General features: G+C 71.3%; 15 protein-coding genes. 1 reads left to right on the forward strand and 14 read right to left on the reverse strand.

Translation table 11 applies throughout. The annotated features are described in order from the left end of the window. Window positions 1–122 precede the first annotated feature (122 nt). From Q0L54_RS00485 to pgsA, 11 genes are all read right to left on the reverse strand, one after another. Window positions 123–728, reverse strand: coding sequence for a YdeI family protein (locus Q0L54_RS00485; protein ID WP_296664497.1), 606 nt, complete (start codon window positions 726–728; stop codon window positions 123–125). 2 nt (window positions 729–730) lie between these two features. Next, the gene (gene dapF / locus Q0L54_RS00490; protein ID WP_296664499.1) at window positions 731–1606 is read right to left on the reverse strand and encodes a diaminopimelate epimerase; all 876 of its coding nucleotides are present in this window, start codon (window positions 1604–1606) and stop codon (window positions 731–733) included. A 19-nt stretch (window positions 1607–1625) separates the two neighbouring features. After that, window positions 1626–2588, reverse strand: a complete 963-nt coding sequence (gene miaA, locus Q0L54_RS00495) for a tRNA (adenosine(37)-N6)-dimethylallyltransferase MiaA (protein ID WP_296664500.1) — start codon at window positions 2586–2588, stop codon at window positions 1626–1628. Continuing rightward, entirely contained in the window at window positions 2585–4105 is a 1521-nt protein-coding gene (gene miaB / locus Q0L54_RS00500) for a tRNA (N6-isopentenyl adenosine(37)-C2)-methylthiotransferase MiaB (RefSeq protein WP_296664502.1), read from the reverse strand. Before miaB ends, miaA begins: the two co-directional genes overlap by 4 nt. A gap of 2 nt (window positions 4106–4107) precedes the next feature. Continuing rightward, window positions 4108–5568: a ribonuclease Y gene (gene rny, locus Q0L54_RS00505; RefSeq protein WP_296664504.1), complete on the reverse strand. Its 1461-nt coding sequence runs from the start codon at window positions 5566–5568 to the stop codon at window positions 4108–4110. Between the two features lie 24 nt (window positions 5569–5592). After that, window positions 5593–6171 (reverse strand): regulatory protein RecX, encoded by a 579-nt coding sequence (locus Q0L54_RS00510; RefSeq protein WP_296664506.1) that lies wholly within the window; start codon window positions 6169–6171, stop codon window positions 5593–5595. Between the two features lie 3 nt (window positions 6172–6174). Then, complete coding sequence (gene recA, locus Q0L54_RS00515; RefSeq protein WP_296664508.1) at window positions 6175–7278, reverse strand: recombinase RecA; 1104 nt, start codon at window positions 7276–7278, stop codon at window positions 6175–6177. Between the two features lie 187 nt (window positions 7279–7465). Next, window positions 7466–7702, reverse strand: coding sequence for a DUF3046 domain-containing protein (locus Q0L54_RS00520; RefSeq protein WP_296664510.1), 237 nt, complete (start codon window positions 7700–7702; stop codon window positions 7466–7468). Window positions 7703–7706: 4 nt separating this feature from the next. After that, entirely contained in the window at window positions 7707–8018 is a 312-nt protein-coding gene (locus Q0L54_RS00525) for a helix-turn-helix transcriptional regulator (RefSeq protein ID WP_296664512.1), read from the reverse strand. A gap of 92 nt (window positions 8019–8110) precedes the next feature. Then, a complete protein-coding gene (locus Q0L54_RS00530; RefSeq protein WP_296664513.1) occupies window positions 8111–8593 on the reverse strand; it encodes a CinA family protein in 483 nt (160 codons plus the stop codon). Continuing rightward, window positions 8580–9149 carry a CDP-diacylglycerol--glycerol-3-phosphate 3-phosphatidyltransferase gene (pgsA, locus tag Q0L54_RS00535; protein WP_296664515.1) on the reverse strand — a complete coding sequence of 190 codons (570 nt, stop codon included), beginning with the start codon at window positions 9147–9149 and terminating at the stop codon, window positions 8580–8582. The genes Q0L54_RS00530 and pgsA overlap by 14 nt, the downstream gene beginning before the upstream one ends. A gap of 82 nt (window positions 9150–9231) precedes the next feature. On the opposite strand from pgsA, the gene Q0L54_RS00540 reads away from it, so the two are divergent. Next, window positions 9232–10566, forward strand: coding sequence for a CapA family protein (locus Q0L54_RS00540; RefSeq protein WP_296664517.1), 1335 nt, complete (start codon window positions 9232–9234; stop codon window positions 10564–10566). 68 nt (window positions 10567–10634) lie between these two features. On the opposite strand, the gene Q0L54_RS00545 is transcribed toward Q0L54_RS00540, so the two are convergent. The 3 genes from Q0L54_RS00545 to Q0L54_RS00555 form a co-directional block, all read right to left on the reverse strand. Further along, on the reverse strand, window positions 10635–12905 hold the full coding sequence (locus Q0L54_RS00545) for an EAL domain-containing protein (RefSeq protein WP_296664518.1): 2271 nt from the start codon (window positions 12903–12905) through the stop codon (window positions 10635–10637). Then, entirely contained in the window at window positions 12890–15538 is a 2649-nt protein-coding gene (locus Q0L54_RS00550) for a DNA translocase FtsK (protein WP_296664520.1), read from the reverse strand. Before Q0L54_RS00550 ends, Q0L54_RS00545 begins: the two co-directional genes overlap by 16 nt. Before the next feature lie 85 nt (window positions 15539–15623). Then, on the reverse strand, window positions 15624–16565 hold a 942-nt coding region (locus Q0L54_RS00555; RefSeq protein WP_296664522.1), incomplete at its 5' end, for a ribonuclease J.

Consider the following 16565-nt stretch of genomic DNA (forward strand, 5'->3'; position numbering starts at 1 on the left):
GGTGCAGAAGAACCTGGGAGCCGAGTCTCTCGCCCGGTGGATCGGCGATCAGGGGTGGGGCGACGTCGACCGCATCGCGAACTCCAAGGGCTTCCGGGTGCTGCGCCTCACGCGCGCCTGACTCACGACCGCGGCCGCCACTCGTTCGCACGCTCGCCGCGGGATGCCTTCTCCGCTGTCTCTGCCACTCGACGCGCGCGCGTCTCCGGGCGCCGTGCCTGCACGATCCACTGGAGGATCCCCTTGCGAACGGAGGGCGGGAAGCCCTCCCATCTCTCTCGCGCGCCGGGCCAGAGGCCGAACTCCGCCTCGAGGTCCGCAGGCACGAGCGCCTCCTCCACATCGTCGAGCATGGTCCACGTGCCGTCGGCACGGGCGCGCACGACCACCGCGATACCCGCGGGCGCCATCAGCCCGGCGGCCTCGAGTTCCGCGATGCGCAGCTTGTTCGGTCGGGCCCAACCGGAACCGGGCCTGCGCGGGGAGAAGTAGAGCATGGTCCGCTCGGCGTCGAGCTTGCGCGGCTTCGAGTCCACCCAGCCGAAGCACAGCGCGCCCCGGACCAGGGCGTCGTAGTCGACCGGAACCTCGCCGTGCACGGCTCGCCACCGAACCACCCACACGCCTGGAGACGTCGCGTGGTGGGCGGCGAGCCAGGCGCGCCATTCGGCCGGGTTCTCGGGATGAATCCGCGCCACTCCGTCGGCGCCGGGCTCGACCTGGCGCATTCTCAGGCCGCGGGCATTTCCACGGTCCCCGTGGCGACCAGGACCGCGGGCCCCTCGAGCACGGACGTCGCGTCCGTGATGCGCACGGTGACCTCGCCGCCCGGCACCTCGATGTCCCAGGTGTCCGGCGCGCCGGGACCGGCCCAGGCACGCATCGCCAACGCGACGGCGCACGCGCCCGTGCCGCACGAGCGGGTCTCCCCGGACCCGCGCTCGTGAACGCGCATGCGCACCCGCCCGCGCGTCTCACCGTCCACGTTCTCAAAACCCAACGCGACGGCGAACTCCACGTTCGTGCCCAGCGGCGGCACGGGGTGCACCTGGGGGGCCACGGTGAGGTCGAGCGCCTCGAGCTCGGAGATGTCCGCAAGAGCAACCACATTGTGAGGGTTACCCAGGTCGACGGACAGCGCCGGGCGCACCGGGTCCAGACCGCGCGCCGCGACCTCGGAGTCGAAGCCGTCGCTGGCGTCTCCCACGCGGTGGGGCCCCATGCCGATCGCGTAGCGGCCGTCGCCGAGCGCGGTCACGGTGCGCGGCCCGCCGCGCGTCCCGAAGTCGAGACCCGCGGAGAGGTCCGCCGACGCCTCCGCCTCGAGGAAGGCGCCGAACACCCGGGCGCCGTTGCCGCACATCTCCGAGGTGGTGCCGTCCGAGTTCCAGTAGTCCATGAACCATGTCTGCTGGTCGAGTTCCCCGCCCGCGTCGATGGAACCCGCGCGGACCGCGCGAATCACCCCGTCGCCGCCGATGCCGGCCCGTCGGTCGCACAGGAAGCGCACCGCGTCCGCGTCCAGTGCGACGGCGCCGTCCGGGTCGTACAGCAGCACGAAGTCGTTCTCCGTGCCGTGGCCCTTGGTGAAGGCGAGCGTGGTCATGGCGTCCAGGGTACGTGGGTCACGGGGGCCCGGGCGTCGCATCGGCCTCGCTGACCAGGGCCGCTGCGTCGCGCGCGGCGCGGGGGACATCCCCGTGGTCGGCGGGCGCCGCGATCCAGCGGACGCGCGGGTCCGGCCGGAACCACGTGTGCTGGCGGCGGGCGAGGCGACGGGTGTTCTGCGCGACGAGTGCCCGCGCCTCGTCCTCGTCGAGCTCTCCGGCGAGGAGCCGGAGCGTCTCCGCATACCCGACCGCCCGTCGGGCGGTGACTCCGTCGCGGAGCCCGCGGCCCTCGAGCCCGCGAACCTCGTCGACCAGGCCCGCGTCCCACATCGTCTCCACGCGGTGCGCGATGCGCGCGTCCAGGACCTCGTACGGCAGCTCCAGGGCGATCTGCACCGCGGGCGCGGCGTACTCGTGGCGTGGCAGCGAGCTCTGCGTCGAACCGGTGAGGCGGATGATCTCGAGGGCTCGCACCAGCCGCTTGACGTTCTGCACGGGGATCTTGGCTGCGGCCGTGGGGTCGAGCGCGGCGAGCTCGCGGTGGAGCACGCCGGGTCCCTCGCTCGCGGCGCGAGCCTCGAGGTGTGCACGCAGTTCCGGGTCCGTGCCGGGGAAGTCGAACCGGTCGAGCAGCGCGCGCAGGTACAGGCCGGAGCCTCCCACCACGATCGCGCGCCGCCCGCGCGCGTGGATCGCCGCGATGTCGGAGCGCGCCTGCTCCTGGAAGCGCGCCACCGACGCGTCCTGACGGACGTCGAGGGTGTCGAGTTGGTGATGCGGGATCCCCCGGCGCTCCGCCGGAGTCAGCTTCGCGGTGCCGATGTCCATGCCGCGGTAGAACTGCATCGCATCGGCGTTGACCACCTCGCCGTCCAGCGAGTCGGCCAGCGCGAGGCTCACGGCGGACTTGCCCGTCGCGGTGGCCCCCACGATCGCGATGACCGCGGGAGCGTGAGCCCCGTCCCGCTCGAGGGTCACGCGGGTCGCAGCGTAGGGATGCCCAGCCCGACGGGGCCGGCGGGAGCGGGCGTGCCGCATGCGTCGCCACCCTCGTGGCTGTGGTCGCCGCGCTGGACGGCATCCCAGGCGTCGCCCGCGCGGGTGCGACGGACCGCGTACGGCCCGCCGTCGAGCGCGGAGTCCGCGATCAGGTAGTACGGGGCGGCGTGGGTCACGCGCACGGTGACCATGTCACCAGGACGTGGCGCGTCTCCCGGCGCGGCGGCGGCGCCGTCCGGCACGGAGAAGTGGACCAGCCGGTTGCCGGGCTCGCGACCGCTCATCCGTGCGGACGCATCGTCCTTGCGACGGGCGCCATCGAGCACCATGAGCTCCACGTCGCGGCCCACCAGCGCCCGCGAGTCGTCGAGGGCGATCCGATCCTGGAGCGCCAGCAGGCGCTCGAAACGCTCCTGCACCACGGCCTTGGGCGGCGCCTCGAGCTCGTACGCGGGCGTGCCGGGTCGCGGGGAGTACTGGAAGGTGAACGCAGAGGTGAAACGAGCGGCCTCGACCACTCGCAGCGTCTCGGCGAAGTCCTCCTCCGTCTCGCCGGGGAACCCGACGATGATGTCGGTGGTGATCGACGCGTGCGGCATGACGGCGCGGACCCGGTCGAGGATCCCCAGATAGCGGTCCGACCTGTAGGAGCGGCGCATGGCGCGAAGGATCCGATCCGAGCCGGACTGCAGGGGCATGTGAAGGCTGGGCATCACGTTGGGCGTCTCGGCCATGGCGTCGATCACGTCGTCCGTGAACGCGGCGGGGTGGGGCGACGTGAACCTGACGCGCTCGAGTCCTTCGATCTCCCCGCACGCGCGCAGCAGCTTGGCGAACGCGCCGCGGTCGCCGAATTCGACCCCGTACGAGTTGACGTTCTGCCCCAGCAGCGTGACCTCGACGGCGCCCTGGGACACGAGCGCGCCCACCTCGGCGAGCACCTCACCCGGGCGCCGGTCCCGCTCCTTCCCGCGCAGGGACGGCACGATGCAGAAGGTGCAGGTGTTGTTGCACCCAACGGAGATCGACACCCAGGCGGAGGCGATCGCGTCGCGGCGCGACGGCAGCGTCGACGGGAAGACCTGGAGGGACTCCTCGATCTCGACCTGCGCCGTGGCGTTGTGGCGAGCGCGATCCAGAAGCGCGGGCAGCACGTCGATGTTGTGGGTGCCGAACACGACGTCCACCCACGGCGCGCGGTCGACGATCTCGCCGCGGTCCTTCTGCGCGAGACACCCGCCCACGGCGATCTGCATGCCCGGCCGCGCGGCCTTGACGGGCGCGAGTTGGCCCAGGTTGCCGTAAAGACGGTTGGCCGCGTTCTCGCGCACCGCGCAGGTGTTGATGACCACGACGTCCGCGACCTCGGCTCCCACGGGCGCGGCCGTATAGCCAGCGCCCTCGAGGAGTCCGGCCATGTGCTCGGAATCGTGCACGTTCATCTGGCATCCGAGCGTCCTGACCAGGTACGTGGGTGCGAGCGTGGTGTCAGTCATCTCTAGCCTGCGACCGCGTCCGCGCGAAGTTCGCGGATCACCGTCACCTTGATCTCTCCGGGGAACGTGAAGTCCTTGCTGATGTGCTCGGCAATTGTACGGGCCAGCGACTGGGTACCGGCGTCGTCGACGTCCTCGGGCTCCACGATCACGCGGACCTCGCGACCGGCGGCCATCGCTAGCACGCGGGTCACACCGTGATGCTCAAGCACCAACCGTTCCAGGTGTTCCATGCGATTCACGTAGTTCTCGAGATCCTCACGCCGGGCTCCCGGACGTGACGCCGAGAGCGCGTCCGCGACCTGCACGATCACCGCCTCGACGGACTCCTGCGGCACCTCATCGTGGTGCGCGGCGATGGCGTTCACCACCGCCGGGTCCTCCCCCTGCTCTGCCGCGAGCCGGGCGCCCAGCGCTGCGTGCGTGCCCTCGTGCTCGTGCGTCAGGGCCTTGCCGATGTCATGCAGCAGCGCGCCGCGCCTGGCGACCTCGACGTCCGCGCCCACGGCACGGGCGATGTCGGCGGCGATCTGAGACGTCTCGACCAGGTGCGCCAACACATTCTGCCCGTACGAGGTCCGTAGTCGTAGTCGGCCCAGCACCTCGACCAGCTCGGACGTGACTCCCGTGACGCCCGACTCGGACAGGGCGTCGAGACCCGCCGCGGTGTGTCGTTGGAAGGATCCCGCGACCGCGCGCGCGTACGCCGCCTCCACCCGCTGCGGCTGGATCCGGCCATCCTCGACCAGGGCCGCGAGAGTGACCTCTGCGATCTCGCGCCGCTCGGGGTCGAAGCAGGACAGTTGGACGGCGTCCACGCCCTCCTCGACGATCACGTTGACCCCGGTCAGGGCCTCGAAGGCACGGATGTTGCGGCCCTCGCGGCCGATGATCCGGCCCTTCATCTCCTCGCTCGGCAGGTCGATCCATGTCGATGCGCTCTCCGACGAGGTTGCGGCGGTCTGCCGCTGCATCGCCTCGACCAGGATCTCCCTGGCGCGCGCGTCCGCCTGCGCATGGGTGCGACGCTCGAGCCTGCGCAGTTCGACGGCCGCCGCCGAGCGCGCGTCGGACACGATGGCCGCGGTCAGCTCGGCGCGGGCCTCGCCCGGGGTGGTCTCGGCGACCGTCGCGAGCGCCAGGGTGCGTTCATCCTCGATGCGCGCACGCTCCGCGGCCAGCCGCTTCTCGTCGCGCGCGACCACCGACGCACGCTCCTCGAGCGCGCGCGCGTACTGCTGAGCGTGGCGGTGATCCGAGGAGATCTCCTTCTCGCGATCCAGCGTCAGGGCCTCGCGGCGCTTCGCCTCCGCGAGACGCGCTTGCGCGTCCTCCCGCAGCAGCTCGGCGTCGTGGCGCGCGGCCTCGCGCTCGACTCGCGCCTCCCGCCTCGCGAACATGACCAAGAGCAGCGACACGAGGCTGGCGCCGAGCAGCAGCAGGATGGTCAACGTCTGCCCCACCGGCCACTCCTCGTCTACTCGGGACTATTCGTCTCCGTTATCGGCACCACGCAAGTCTTTCACGAGGGAGAAGGCGAGAGAACTCGAATACCCCTTGCGACCGAGCATGGCGACCACTCGCCGGATGCGCGCCTCCGTGGGCTGGGACGAGAGCTGTGCCCAACGTCGCCGGGCGAGCTCCGCGGCTCTCTCACGCTCATCGTCCTCGTCGATCTGAGCCAGTGCCGTGCCGATGTCCTGCTCGTCGAAGCCCTTGCGCCGAAGTTCCTGGTGGATGGCCCGCCGCGACTGGCCGCGCTCCGCGTGGCGAGTACGGACGATGGTCGCGGCCAGCGCGGCATCGTCGAGCAGACCGACGTCCGCGTATCGCGCGACGAGTTCGTCGGCGATCTCGGGAGCGACGTCGCGGGAGATCAGCCCCTCCCGCAGCTGCGCCGATGAGCGAGCGGAGTGGGTGAGGATCCGCAGCGCGATCTCGCGCGCCCGCTCGCGCTCGTTGACCGGTCCGTCGGTAGGGCGAGCGCTCCCGGAGGAGGCGCCGTCCCTCGCGGGCCGGCGTGTCGACGACCGCCGGCCCCGCGGGACCGCTGCTGAATCCGTCATCGGCTAGAAGTCGGTGCGACCCTTCCGCGCGGCCGGAGCCGGGGCGGGATCGGCGTCGGGAATCGGGGCGGCGGTCAGGTCCTCGAGCTCCTGAGCCTCCGCGCCGACGTCCAGGCCCACGCCGAGCTTGGTCTTGACCTTGCGCTCGATCTCGTCGGCCAGCTGAGGGTTGTCCTTGAGGAAGTTGCGAGCGTTCTCCTTGCCCTGACCCAACTGATCGCCCTCGTAGGTGTACCAGGCGCCGGACTTCTTGACGAAGCCGTGCTCGACGCCGAGGTCGATGATGCCGCCCTCCTTCGAGATGCCCTGGCCGTAGAGGATGTCGAACTCGGCCTGCTTGAAGGGCGGTGCCATCTTGTTCTTGACCACCTTGACGCGCGTCCGGTTGCCGACGGGCTCGGTTCCCTCCTTGAGGGTCTCGATGCGACGCACGTCGAGCCGAACGGAGGCGTAGAACTTGAGCGCCTTGCCGCCGGTGGTGGTCTCGGGACTGCCGAAGAACACGCCGATCTTCTCGCGCAGCTGGTTGATGAAGATCGCCGTGGTGCCGGTGTTGCTCAGTGCACCCGTGATCTTGCGCAGCGCCTGCGACATCAGCCGGGCCTGGAGGCCCACGTGGCTGTCTCCCATCTCGCCCTCGATCTCGGCCTTGGGCACCAGCGCGGCCACCGAGTCGATGACGAGGATGTCGATGCCGCCGGAGCGGATCAGGATGTCCGCGATCTCAAGCGCCTGTTCGCCGGTGTCCGGCTGCGACACGATGAGGTTGTCGGTGTCCACGCCCAGCTTCCTGGCGTACTCGGGGTCGAGCGCGTGCTCCGCGTCGATGAACGCCGCGGTGCCCCCGGCACGCTGCGCGCTCGCGACCGCGTGCAGCGCCACCGTGGTCTTTCCGGATGACTCGGGGCCATAGATCTCCACGATGCGGCCGCGCGGGAGGCCGCCGATGCCGAGCGCGATGTCCAGCGCGATCGAGCCCGTGGGGATCGCCTCGACCGCCACCCGGTGCTGCTCACCCAGGCGCATGGCCGAGCCCTTGCCGAACTGCCGATCGATCTGCCCGAGCGCCGCCTCGAGGGCCTTGCCGCGGTCCGCTGCCTGTGCCATATCGCTTCCTTGTCCGTCGAGGGCATCCCTGCCGTGTGTCGAGGACGACGCTACGCCGCACCTCCGACACCGGCGCCGAGTCGGCCGTCCGCCGGGGAGCGTTCACGCCGCGCGGTGTCCTGGGGACCACAGTAATCGAACGCGTGTTCGAGCGGGTGCGACACGCCGTGTCGAGACGATGCGGCGGTCAGTGCCGCGGCGGCGGCACCATTCGCTCACGGTCCCCGCCGTCACGCCGGCTCAGCGGCACCTCCATCTGCTCGCACCACGCGTGCCAGACGTCACGCGGAGCGCGACCGGCCTCGAGGGCCTGCGCCGGGGTCTGGGAATCCAGACCCGTGAGGGCGAGTTCGCGCGCAAGAGTGCGCGAGTAGGCCGAGCCGAAGACGGCGTCGGCGAGGTCCCAGAACTCGCTGAGGCGCACGTCCCTAGCGGGAGCGCATCGAGCTGAGAAGCTCGGGAACGGTGTCCGGGATCGAGGGCATCATCGGCACGGTCTCGAGGGTCTCCGCCGCCTCGAAGCGGTCGGACACCTCGCGCAGGATGGTCGACATGGGCATCTCGAGCGCGTCGCAGATCGACGCGAGCAACTCCGAGGACGCCTCCTTCTGGCCCCGCTCCACCTCGGAGAGGTAGCCGAGCGACACGCGTGCTCCTGACGAGATGTCGCGCAGGGTCTTGCCCTGCGTGAGGCGCGCGTCGCGCAACACATCGCCGATCTCGTTGCGAAGCACAGGCATGCGCCCTCCCCTCATCGTCATCATGCGGCCCTTGTCCATGTCTGACACAACGCACGATACCCCACCCTTGTTCCGGGCCCGTGGCGCCCGCGTTACATCAGCGTGACGTCGTCCGCGAGAACCTCGGCGACCAGCGCGAGCGCCGCGTCGACGGCCCCGGCCCGCACCGCGTCGCGGTCGCCCGCGAGATCGATCTGGGTGCAGCGCTGATACGACGGCCCCACGACCGCGAGGCACACGCGCCCGGCGGGGGCACCGTCGTGCGGATCGGGTCCGGCTGCACCCGTGGTCGACACCACCACGCTGGCGCCGGTGGCCTCCCGGCAGCCTCGCGCCATCGCGAGCGCGACCTCCGTGGACACCAGACCCGACGCGCGAATCAATGCGGGATCGACGCCCAGCAGGGACGCCTTCGCCGCCGCGCTGTAGGCGACGATGCCGCCGCGGACCACTGTCGAGGCACCGGGCACCGAGACGAGCGCGGCGCACACCGCCCCCCCGGTCACCGACTCCGCGGTCGCGATCGACGCTCCGTGCCGGATCAGCGACGCGATGACGTCCTCAGGCCGTGGCACGTCCGCCCGCCCGTTGGTGCCGCGCGGCCTCGACGATCTTCACCGTGTAGTCGACGCCGGTGACGAGCGCGAGCGCGGTGGCGACGAGGAGCACCCACCACGCGGCCACGTCGACCCCCGCGGGCATCCCGGGCAGCAGATACAGCCAGACCGCGAGCAGCTGCGCCAGCGTCTTGACCTTGCCACCGCGCGAGGCGGCGATGACCGTGTCGCCAGCGACGAGGAGCCGCCCGACCGTCACCCACACCTCGCGAGCCGCGATGATCGCGACGGGCCACCAGGGGATCCCGTCGACGATGACCAGCATGACGAGCGCGCCCAGCACCAGCGCCTTGTCGGCGATCGGGTCCGCCAACTTGCCGAAGGCGCTCACCACCCGCCATCGGCGCGCCAGATAGCCGTCGAGGTAGTCGGTCGCCGCCGCCACCATGAACACCGCGACCGCCCACCACCGCGCCGAGCCCTCGCGTCCCTCATCGAGCAGCATCAACGCGACGAACACCGGCACGGCGACCAGGCGCGCGACGGTGAGCACGTTGGGCAGAGCGGAGGTCACGCACACACCCTAGTGCGCGCGCGTCACCGTCGCGCCCGGCGACGGTGACGCCCGCCACCGGCGGGCTTGCGATACTGGTGCCATGGCAGACGCGGGGCGCACCGGGCACACGCGCCGTCGCGGCGCCCCCGTGGCACTCGGCGGGGTCGTCGCGATTGCCGCCCTCGCGGGCGTGGCTCTCGGCCTGGTGGGCGCCCGCCAGTTGTCGACCTCCGACGTCGCCGCGGCCGAGGCGGACGCATCGTCCCTCCCGGTCGCGAGCGTGACCGCAGAGGCGCAGCCCGCGCCGGTGCTGTCGCCCTCGCCACCCGCTCCCGCTCCGGCGGGGCCCGTGCGGTTCACCCTGGTCGCCGCGGGCGACGTGCTCCCCCACTCCCCCGTCAACGCATCGGCCGCGGTGGATGGCGGCTACGACTTCACCGCGCTCATGGCGGGCGTGCAGCCGTACATCGAGGGCGCGGACCTCGCGCTGTGCCACATGGAGGTACCCGTGGCGCCCGCGGGCACCAAGCCCACCGGGTACCCCGTCTTCTCCGCGCCGGACGCGCTGGTGCGGGACCTCAAAGCCGTGGGCTGGGATGGATGCTCGACCGCGTCGAACCACAGCGTCGACAAGGGGCTTTCGGGGGTCGAGGCGACGCTCGCGGCGTTCGACGCGAACCGCCTCCAGCACGCGGGCACCGCGCGCAGCGCCGACGAAGGCGCGCGCACCAGCTTCTACTCGGTGCGCACGGGCACCCGCACCGTCAAGGTGGCCCACATCAGCTTCGCCTACGGCACCAACGGACTGCCCGTGCGGGAGCCGTGGGAGGTGAACCTCTTCGACGCGGACGGCGCGGACGCGGGACCCATCATCGCCGCGGCGGAGAAGGCGCGCGCGGACGGCGCGGACGTGGTGGTCGCATCGGTGCACTGCTGCGTCGAATACCGGACCGCACCCACCGACGCTCAGCGCAGCATCGCCGAGCAGATCGCGGAGTCCGGCGCCGTCGACCTCTACATCGGCCACCACGCCCACGTGCCTCAGCCGATCGAGCTGCTCCCGGGCGGGCCCGACGGCGACGGCATGTGGACGGCGTTCGGGCTGGGCAACTTCCTGTCGAACCAGGACTCGAACTGCTGCGTTCCGCAGACGTCGAATGGGCTGCTTCTCACGGCGACGTTCGAGGTGGATCCCGATGGCGGCGTGGCGGTGGGCGCCCAATGGACGGCGATCACCGTCGACAAGCGGGACGGCCACACCATGCACGCGCTGGCGGACATCACCGACGGCGCCGGCACGCTCAGCGCCTCACAGGTGGCGGACCGGCTCGCGTTGGTGCGCGAGGCGGCGGGCACGCAGGCGCCCGAGCGGACGGAGCCCGCCGAGCGCCTCGCGGACCAGATGTACGCCCAGCTCAGGATCTCCGCGGCCTGACGGGCTGCCTGACGGGCGGCCTGACCGCGCGGTCGCCCGCGGTCGCTCGCCGGTGTCGCGGGCTGCGCCTAGACCAGAGGCTCGTGCTCGCCGATCGACTCGTCCAGCTCCTGCGGGCGCGGATCGATGAGGCTGGTGCCCAGGTGCGGGTGGGCCGAGAGCACGGTTGCGGCGGGCTGGGCCACGCCGAACAGCCAGCCCTGGCCGTAACGCCATCCGCAGCGCGACAGGAACTGCGCCTGCGCCTCGGTCTCGATGCCCTCGGCGATGGTGGCGAGGCCAAGCTCCCGGGCGAGGGCGCCGAGCGCACGCGACACTCGCGCGCCTGCCGGATCCTCGGGGATGCCCGCGACGAAGGACATGTCGAGCTTGACCCCCGACACCGGGAGGTCGCGCAGGTACGACAGCGGCGAGACCCCGGTCCCGAAGTCGTCGAGCAGGATCGGCACCCCGGCGTTGCGCAGTTCCGTCAACTCGTGACGGACCCGGGTGTTCGGGGCCACCAGCGACGCCTCGGTGAGCTCGACCACCACGCGCTGCGGGCTCAGATGGTGGCGCCCGATCGCCGTGAGCACCCGATCCGCGAATTCGGAGTCCCCGAGCTGGTCGGCTGACACGTTGAGCGACACCCATGCCGTGTCGGACGGGCTGCGCCCCAGGAACTTGGCGGCCTGCTCGACGAGCGCAGTGCCGAGCGTGACCGAGAGCCCGCGATCGTCGATCAGCGGCAGGAACGCGTTCGGAAGCAGCAGCCCGCGCGTGGGGTGCTGCCACCTCACGAGCGCCTCGTAGCCCACCACGGTGCGCGTCGCCAACTCGAGAATGGGCTGGTAATGCAGCACCAGGTCGCCGTTCTCGATCGCCCGGGCGAGCTCCGCCGCCAGCGCGGTCTGGTTGTCCGAGGTGGTCCGCATGGACGGCTCGAAGACCTCCGTGCGGCTCTTACCGGCGGCCTTGGCGCGGTACATCGCCGCGTCTGCGGCGCTCAGGATCGTGGGCCCACCACCCGCGATCGTCTCGTCGTCCGCCATCGCGATGCCCAGCGAGGCGCCCAACTGGATCTGATGCCGCTTCACGGCCAGGGGACGCCGCAGCCCGTCGTGGATCGCTGCCGCGATGTCGAACAGGGCCTTGGAGCAGTCCGTGTCCTGCACCGCGATGACGAACTCGTCGCCGCCGATCCGTGCGACGGTCCCGCGGCCCCCGGTCGCGGAGCGGAGGATGCCCGCCACATGCACCAGTGCGCTGTCGCCTGTCGCGTGGCCGAACCGATCGTTGAGGCCCTTGAATCCATCGAGGTCCACCGCAATGACGCCCACGCGCGTGTCCGCGTCGGGCTGTTCCAGGAGGTCGTGCAACACCTCGTGCAGGAGGTTGCGGTTCGCCAGCCCCGTCAGCGGATCGTGCATCGCGCGGTGGGCAAGGAGCTCGGAATGCATGCGGTCGTCCGTCGTGTCGCGCAGCTGGACCACGTAGTGGTCGGGTGCGCCGCCGGCGAAGCGCACCAGGCCCACGTCCAGGACCGCCCACACCACGTTGCCGTCCGCGCGCACGTAGCGCTTCTCGAGAGAGAAGTGGCTCTGATGGCCGTCGTAGAGCCGCTGCAGCTGGTCACGCTCGGCCTGCAGGTCCTGCGGGTGGGACAGCGCGCTGAACGGCGTACCGCGCAGCGCCGCCACCGTCGAGCCCATCATCTCCGCGAACGCGCGGTTGACCTCCATGAGTCGCCACTCGAGGTCGACCAGCGCCATGCCGGTGGGCGCATTCTCCATCGCGCGACGGAACTGCGCGTCCGACCTGCTGATCGCCTCGGCCGCCTCGCGCAGCCCGGTGGTGTCCATCACGGTGGTCACGGTGATCGGCCTGCCGTCCGGTCCCTCGTCCACGCGGCGGGCGTGCACATGCAGCCAGCGGATGTCGTCCGTTCCTCGCCGGCCCGGCACACCGATCACGCGCGGCCTGCCGCCGTCGGTCACGGCGAACGCGTCCGCCGCGAGCAGGGGGCGCAGGTGGGCGTCGACGGTGCGCAGCGGCAACCGGGTCAGCGGGGTGCCCGTCGCGGTGGAGGCGGAGAGGCCCAGGATCGCGGCGGCGAGCTCGGAGATGAGCGCGACCTCCCCGGTCTGGGTGGTGATCAGCACTCCGTCGCGGGTGGAGGTCATCACGGCCTCGAACTGTCGCCGCAGCGCCCGCTCCTGCTCGAGCGCGCTGTCGCGCGCCGTGCGCTCCTTGCCGGAGCGCCAGAAGAAGTAGAACGCGGACAGCGCGAGCAGGACCAGGAGCGCGCCCATGCCGGCAACGATCGCCGGCTGCGCGACCCCGTCTACGACTCCACCCATTCCCCGTCCTCAGGCTCGCGTTGTGCGATGGACGTGACAACCGTATCGCCAGCGTCCCCCCTGAGAACAGCGAGTGTGGAGGCAAGCTCGTCGGGTGTGACCAAGACGTCACGGGCCTTGGACCCCTGCGAGGGGCCCACGATCTCCCTGCTCTCGAGCAGATCCATCAGCCGGCCCGCCTTCGCGAAGCCCATCTTCAGCTTGCGCTGCAGCATCGATGTGGAGCCCAACTGGGTGGTGATGACCAGCTCGGCGGCGGCCAGCAGATCGTCGAGGTCGTTGCCGATGTCCTCGGCGACCACCGCGGCGGAGGAGGTCTGGATCACGTCGTCGCGGTACTCCGGGTTCGCCTGCCGCTTGGCGTGCTCGACGGCGGCGTGAATCTCCGTCTCCGATACCCACGAGCCCTGGACGCGCATCGGCTTGGACTCACCCATGGGCAGGAACAGCGCGTCGCCCTGCCCGATCAACTTCTCCGCGCCGGGCATGTCGAGCACCACGCGGCTGTCGGCGAGCGAGCTGGTGGCGAAGGCGAGCCGCGACGGCACGTTCGCCTTGATCGTGCCCGTGATGATGTCGACCGAGGGTCGCTGCGTGGCGAGCACGAGGTGGATGCCGGCCGCGCGCGCGAGCTGGGTGATGCGCTGGATCGACTCGTCGACGTCGCGCGGCGCCACCATCATGAGGTCCGCGAGCTCGTCCACGATCACCAGCAGATACGGGTAGGTGCGGATCTTCCGCTCGGAGCCGGGCAGCGGCTTGACCTTGCCTGCGCGCACCGCCTTGTTGAAGTCGTCGATGTGCTTGAAGCCGAACAGCGCCAGGTCGTCGTAGCGCATGTCCATCTCCTTCACCACCCACTCGAGGGCCTGCGCGGCCTTCTTCGGGTCGGTGATGATGGGCGTGATGAGGTGCGGGATCCCCTCGTAGATGGTGAGCTCGACGCGCTTGGGGTCCACCAGCACCATGCGGACCTCGTTGGGCGTGGCACGCATGAGCACGGAGGTGATCATCGAGTTGACGAAGGAGGACTTGCCGGCGCCGGTCGCCCCGGCGACGAGCAGGTGCGGCATCTTCGCGAGGTTGGCCATGACGTAGCCGCCCTCGACGTCCTTGCCGATGCCGATCGCCATGGGGTGGTCGTTGCGCACCGCGACCGTGGAGCGCAGCACGTCGCCCAGCGCCACCGTCTCGCGGTCCACGTTGGGGATCTCGATGCCGATCGCGGACTTGCCGGGGATGGGCGACAGGATGCGCACGTCGGCGCTCGCCACCGAGTAGGCGATGTTCTTGCTGAGCTGGGTGATCTTCTCCACCTTGACGCCGGAGCCGAGCTCCACCTCGTACCGCGTGACGGTGGGGCCGCGTGTGAAGCCGGTGACCTCCGCGTCAACGCCGAACTGCTCGAGCACATTGGTCAGCGACGCGACCACGCGGTCGTTGGCGGCCGATCGCTCCTTGTGAGGCGTGCCCTTCACCAGCAGTTCGAGGGTGGGCAGCTCGTACGGCGTGGCGTTCTCGAGGGTGCCCTGCTCCCCTTGCGGGACGATGCTGGTGGTAGGAGGCGCCTGGGGCGCCGCGGGCACGCCCACGCGGGGGGTGGCGACGGCCTGGGGCTCGGTGGGTGGTTCCGGATCGTCCGCAACGACGTAGGGGGACACGCTCTCGGCGCCGGGACGCCGCGCGCCGTCCGGATCGAGGATCAGGTCGTCGAAGTCCGTCCGCTCGACCGTGGCGGCCGCCGCGAACGCTTCGTCGGCCTCGTAGGAGTCGAGCGCGTCCGACTCGCCGGGCTGCTGACCATGCAGGGCGCGGTCGAGCAGCCTGCGGGCTCGGCCCCGGCGCGGTCGGGGCGCCGCGGCTCCGGGCCGCTCGAGCGTGCGGTGCTCGGGCAGGTCCAGCTCCGCCTCGTCGGCGGTCGCCTCGCCGCGGAAGTTGCGGATCACCTCCGCGACCCACGCGGAGGCCTCGCGGATCGAGACGCCCACGATGATGAGCACGGACAGCAGCGACAGCAACACGAGCACCACCACGGCGAGGCCCGGGGTGACGAGGGACGCCAGAGGCGTGCCCACGAGGAAGCCGAGGATGCCGCCCGCGTCCTGCAGCGGACCGGCGCCGTCGACGGGGCTGGGCTGACCGTGAGCGATGTGGATGATGCCGTCGACCATGGTCGCGAGCATCAGTGCACCCAGGGTGATCCGATGGTTGGCGGTCTCCTCCTGGGGCGCGCGCATGAGCCGCACCGCCATCGCGAGGAGCACCACCGGCAGCCCGAAGGCCAGCACGCCGAACGCACCCGCGGCCACCCAGTGGATGGCGGTGCCGGCCCAACTGGCGAGGTCGAACCACTCGCGCGCCGCGATCAGCACAGCCACGATGATGAGGACGATGGCGAGGCCGTCCCGGCGTACCGCGGGACTCACGTCGCGCGCCCCGTGGCCGATCGACCGCACGGCGCCGCCGACGGCGTGCGCCCCGCCCTGGCCCACCGCGCGGATCCCACGCAGCACGGCGGGGGGCCGTCGCTTGGCCGCCTGCTTGCCCTTGCCGCCCGAGGCGGGCCGGCGCGCCTGCTGACCGCGCGGCGCGGAGGGCCGCGCCGCCGGTCGTGTCTGTCGCGTCTGTGCCATGGTGCTAGACGCTAGCGCGCGCACACGCCCTCGGCGTGTTGCCACCCCGGGTGGGGCGCGCATCGTTCCGGCCGCAGCCGGAGCGTCAGGCCTCGACCACGACGGGGATGATCATGGGCCGGCGCCGCAACTTGGTGCCCACGTAGCGCCCGAGCACGCGGCGCGCGACCTGTTGGAGCTGATGGGTGTCCGTCGAGCCGCCGCGTGCCGCGTCCTCGAGAGCGCGCTTGATGTCGGGCAGGACGGCGTCGAACACCGAGTCGTCCTCCGCGATGCCGCGCGCGTGGACCTCGGGGCCGGACACCACCCGGCCGTTGCTCGAGTCCACCACCGCGAACACGGAGACGAACCCCTCCTCGGAGAGGATGCGGCGGTCCTTGAGCTCGGTATCCGTGATCTCCCCCACGGACGATCCGTCGACGTACACGTTGTGGGCCTCGACCGCGCCCACCACGCGCGCCGTGCCGTCCTTGAGGTCGACCACCGTGCCGTTCTCCGCGAACATGACGTTCTCCTGCGGCACGCCGGAGCGCATGGCCAGGCGTCCGTTGGCCAGCAAGTGGCGCACCTCGCCGTGGATGGGCATCACGTTGCGCGGGCGCAGGATGTTGTAGCAGTAGAGCAGCTCGCCGGCGCTCGCGTGGCCCGACACGTGGACCCGCTCGCTGCCCTGGTGGACCACGGTGGCGCCCAGGCGCATGAGCCCGTTGATCACGCGGAACACCGCGTTCTCGTTGCCCGGGATCAGCGACGATGCGAGGATCACCAGGTCGCCCTGCCCGACGGTGACCTTGTGGTCGCCGGTAGCCATCCGGCTCAGCGCGGCCATCGGCTCGCCCTGCGAGCCGGTTGACATGTAGACCACCTTCTCGCCCGGCATGCTGTCCGCCGCCTTGGGTTCGACCAGGATGCCGTCGGGCACGCGCAGGAAGCCCATCTCTGAGGCGATGCCCATGTTGCGCACCATCGAGCGGCCCACGAAGGCGACGCGACGGCCGTGCGTGTGGGCGGCGTCGATGACCTGCTG

It is taken from the genome of Demequina sp., assembly GCF_024642165.1.
In the GTDB taxonomy this organism is placed as follows: domain Bacteria; phylum Actinomycetota; class Actinomycetes; order Actinomycetales; family Demequinaceae; genus Demequina.

Bases quoted from the DNA above. Each gene is read 5' to 3' on its own strand.
- Q0L54_RS00485 (WP_296664497.1), bottom strand. From the start codon at position 728: ATGCGCCAGGTCGAGCCCGGCGCCGACGGAGTGGCGCGGATTCATCCC.
- dapF (WP_296664499.1), bottom strand. From the start codon at position 1,606: ATGACCACGCTCGCCTTCACCAAGGGCCACGGCACGGAGAACGACTTC.
- miaB (WP_296664502.1), bottom strand. From the start codon at position 4,105: ATGACTGACACCACGCTCGCACCCACGTACCTGGTCAGGACGCTCGGA.
- Q0L54_RS00510 (WP_296664506.1), bottom strand. From the start codon at position 6,171: ATGACGGATTCAGCAGCGGTCCCGCGGGGCCGGCGGTCGTCGACACGC.
- recA (WP_296664508.1), bottom strand. From the start codon at position 7,278: ATGGCACAGGCAGCGGACCGCGGCAAGGCCCTCGAGGCGGCGCTCGGG.
- Q0L54_RS00525 (WP_296664512.1), bottom strand. From the start codon at position 8,018: ATGCCTGTGCTTCGCAACGAGATCGGCGATGTGTTGCGCGACGCGCGC.
- Q0L54_RS00540 (WP_296664517.1), top strand. From the start codon at position 9,232: ATGGCAGACGCGGGGCGCACCGGGCACACGCGCCGTCGCGGCGCCCCC.
- Q0L54_RS00545 (WP_296664518.1), bottom strand. From the start codon at position 12,905: ATGGGTGGAGTCGTAGACGGGGTCGCGCAGCCGGCGATCGTTGCCGGC.
- Q0L54_RS00550 (WP_296664520.1), bottom strand. From the start codon at position 15,538: ATGGCACAGACGCGACAGACACGACCGGCGGCGCGGCCCTCCGCGCCG.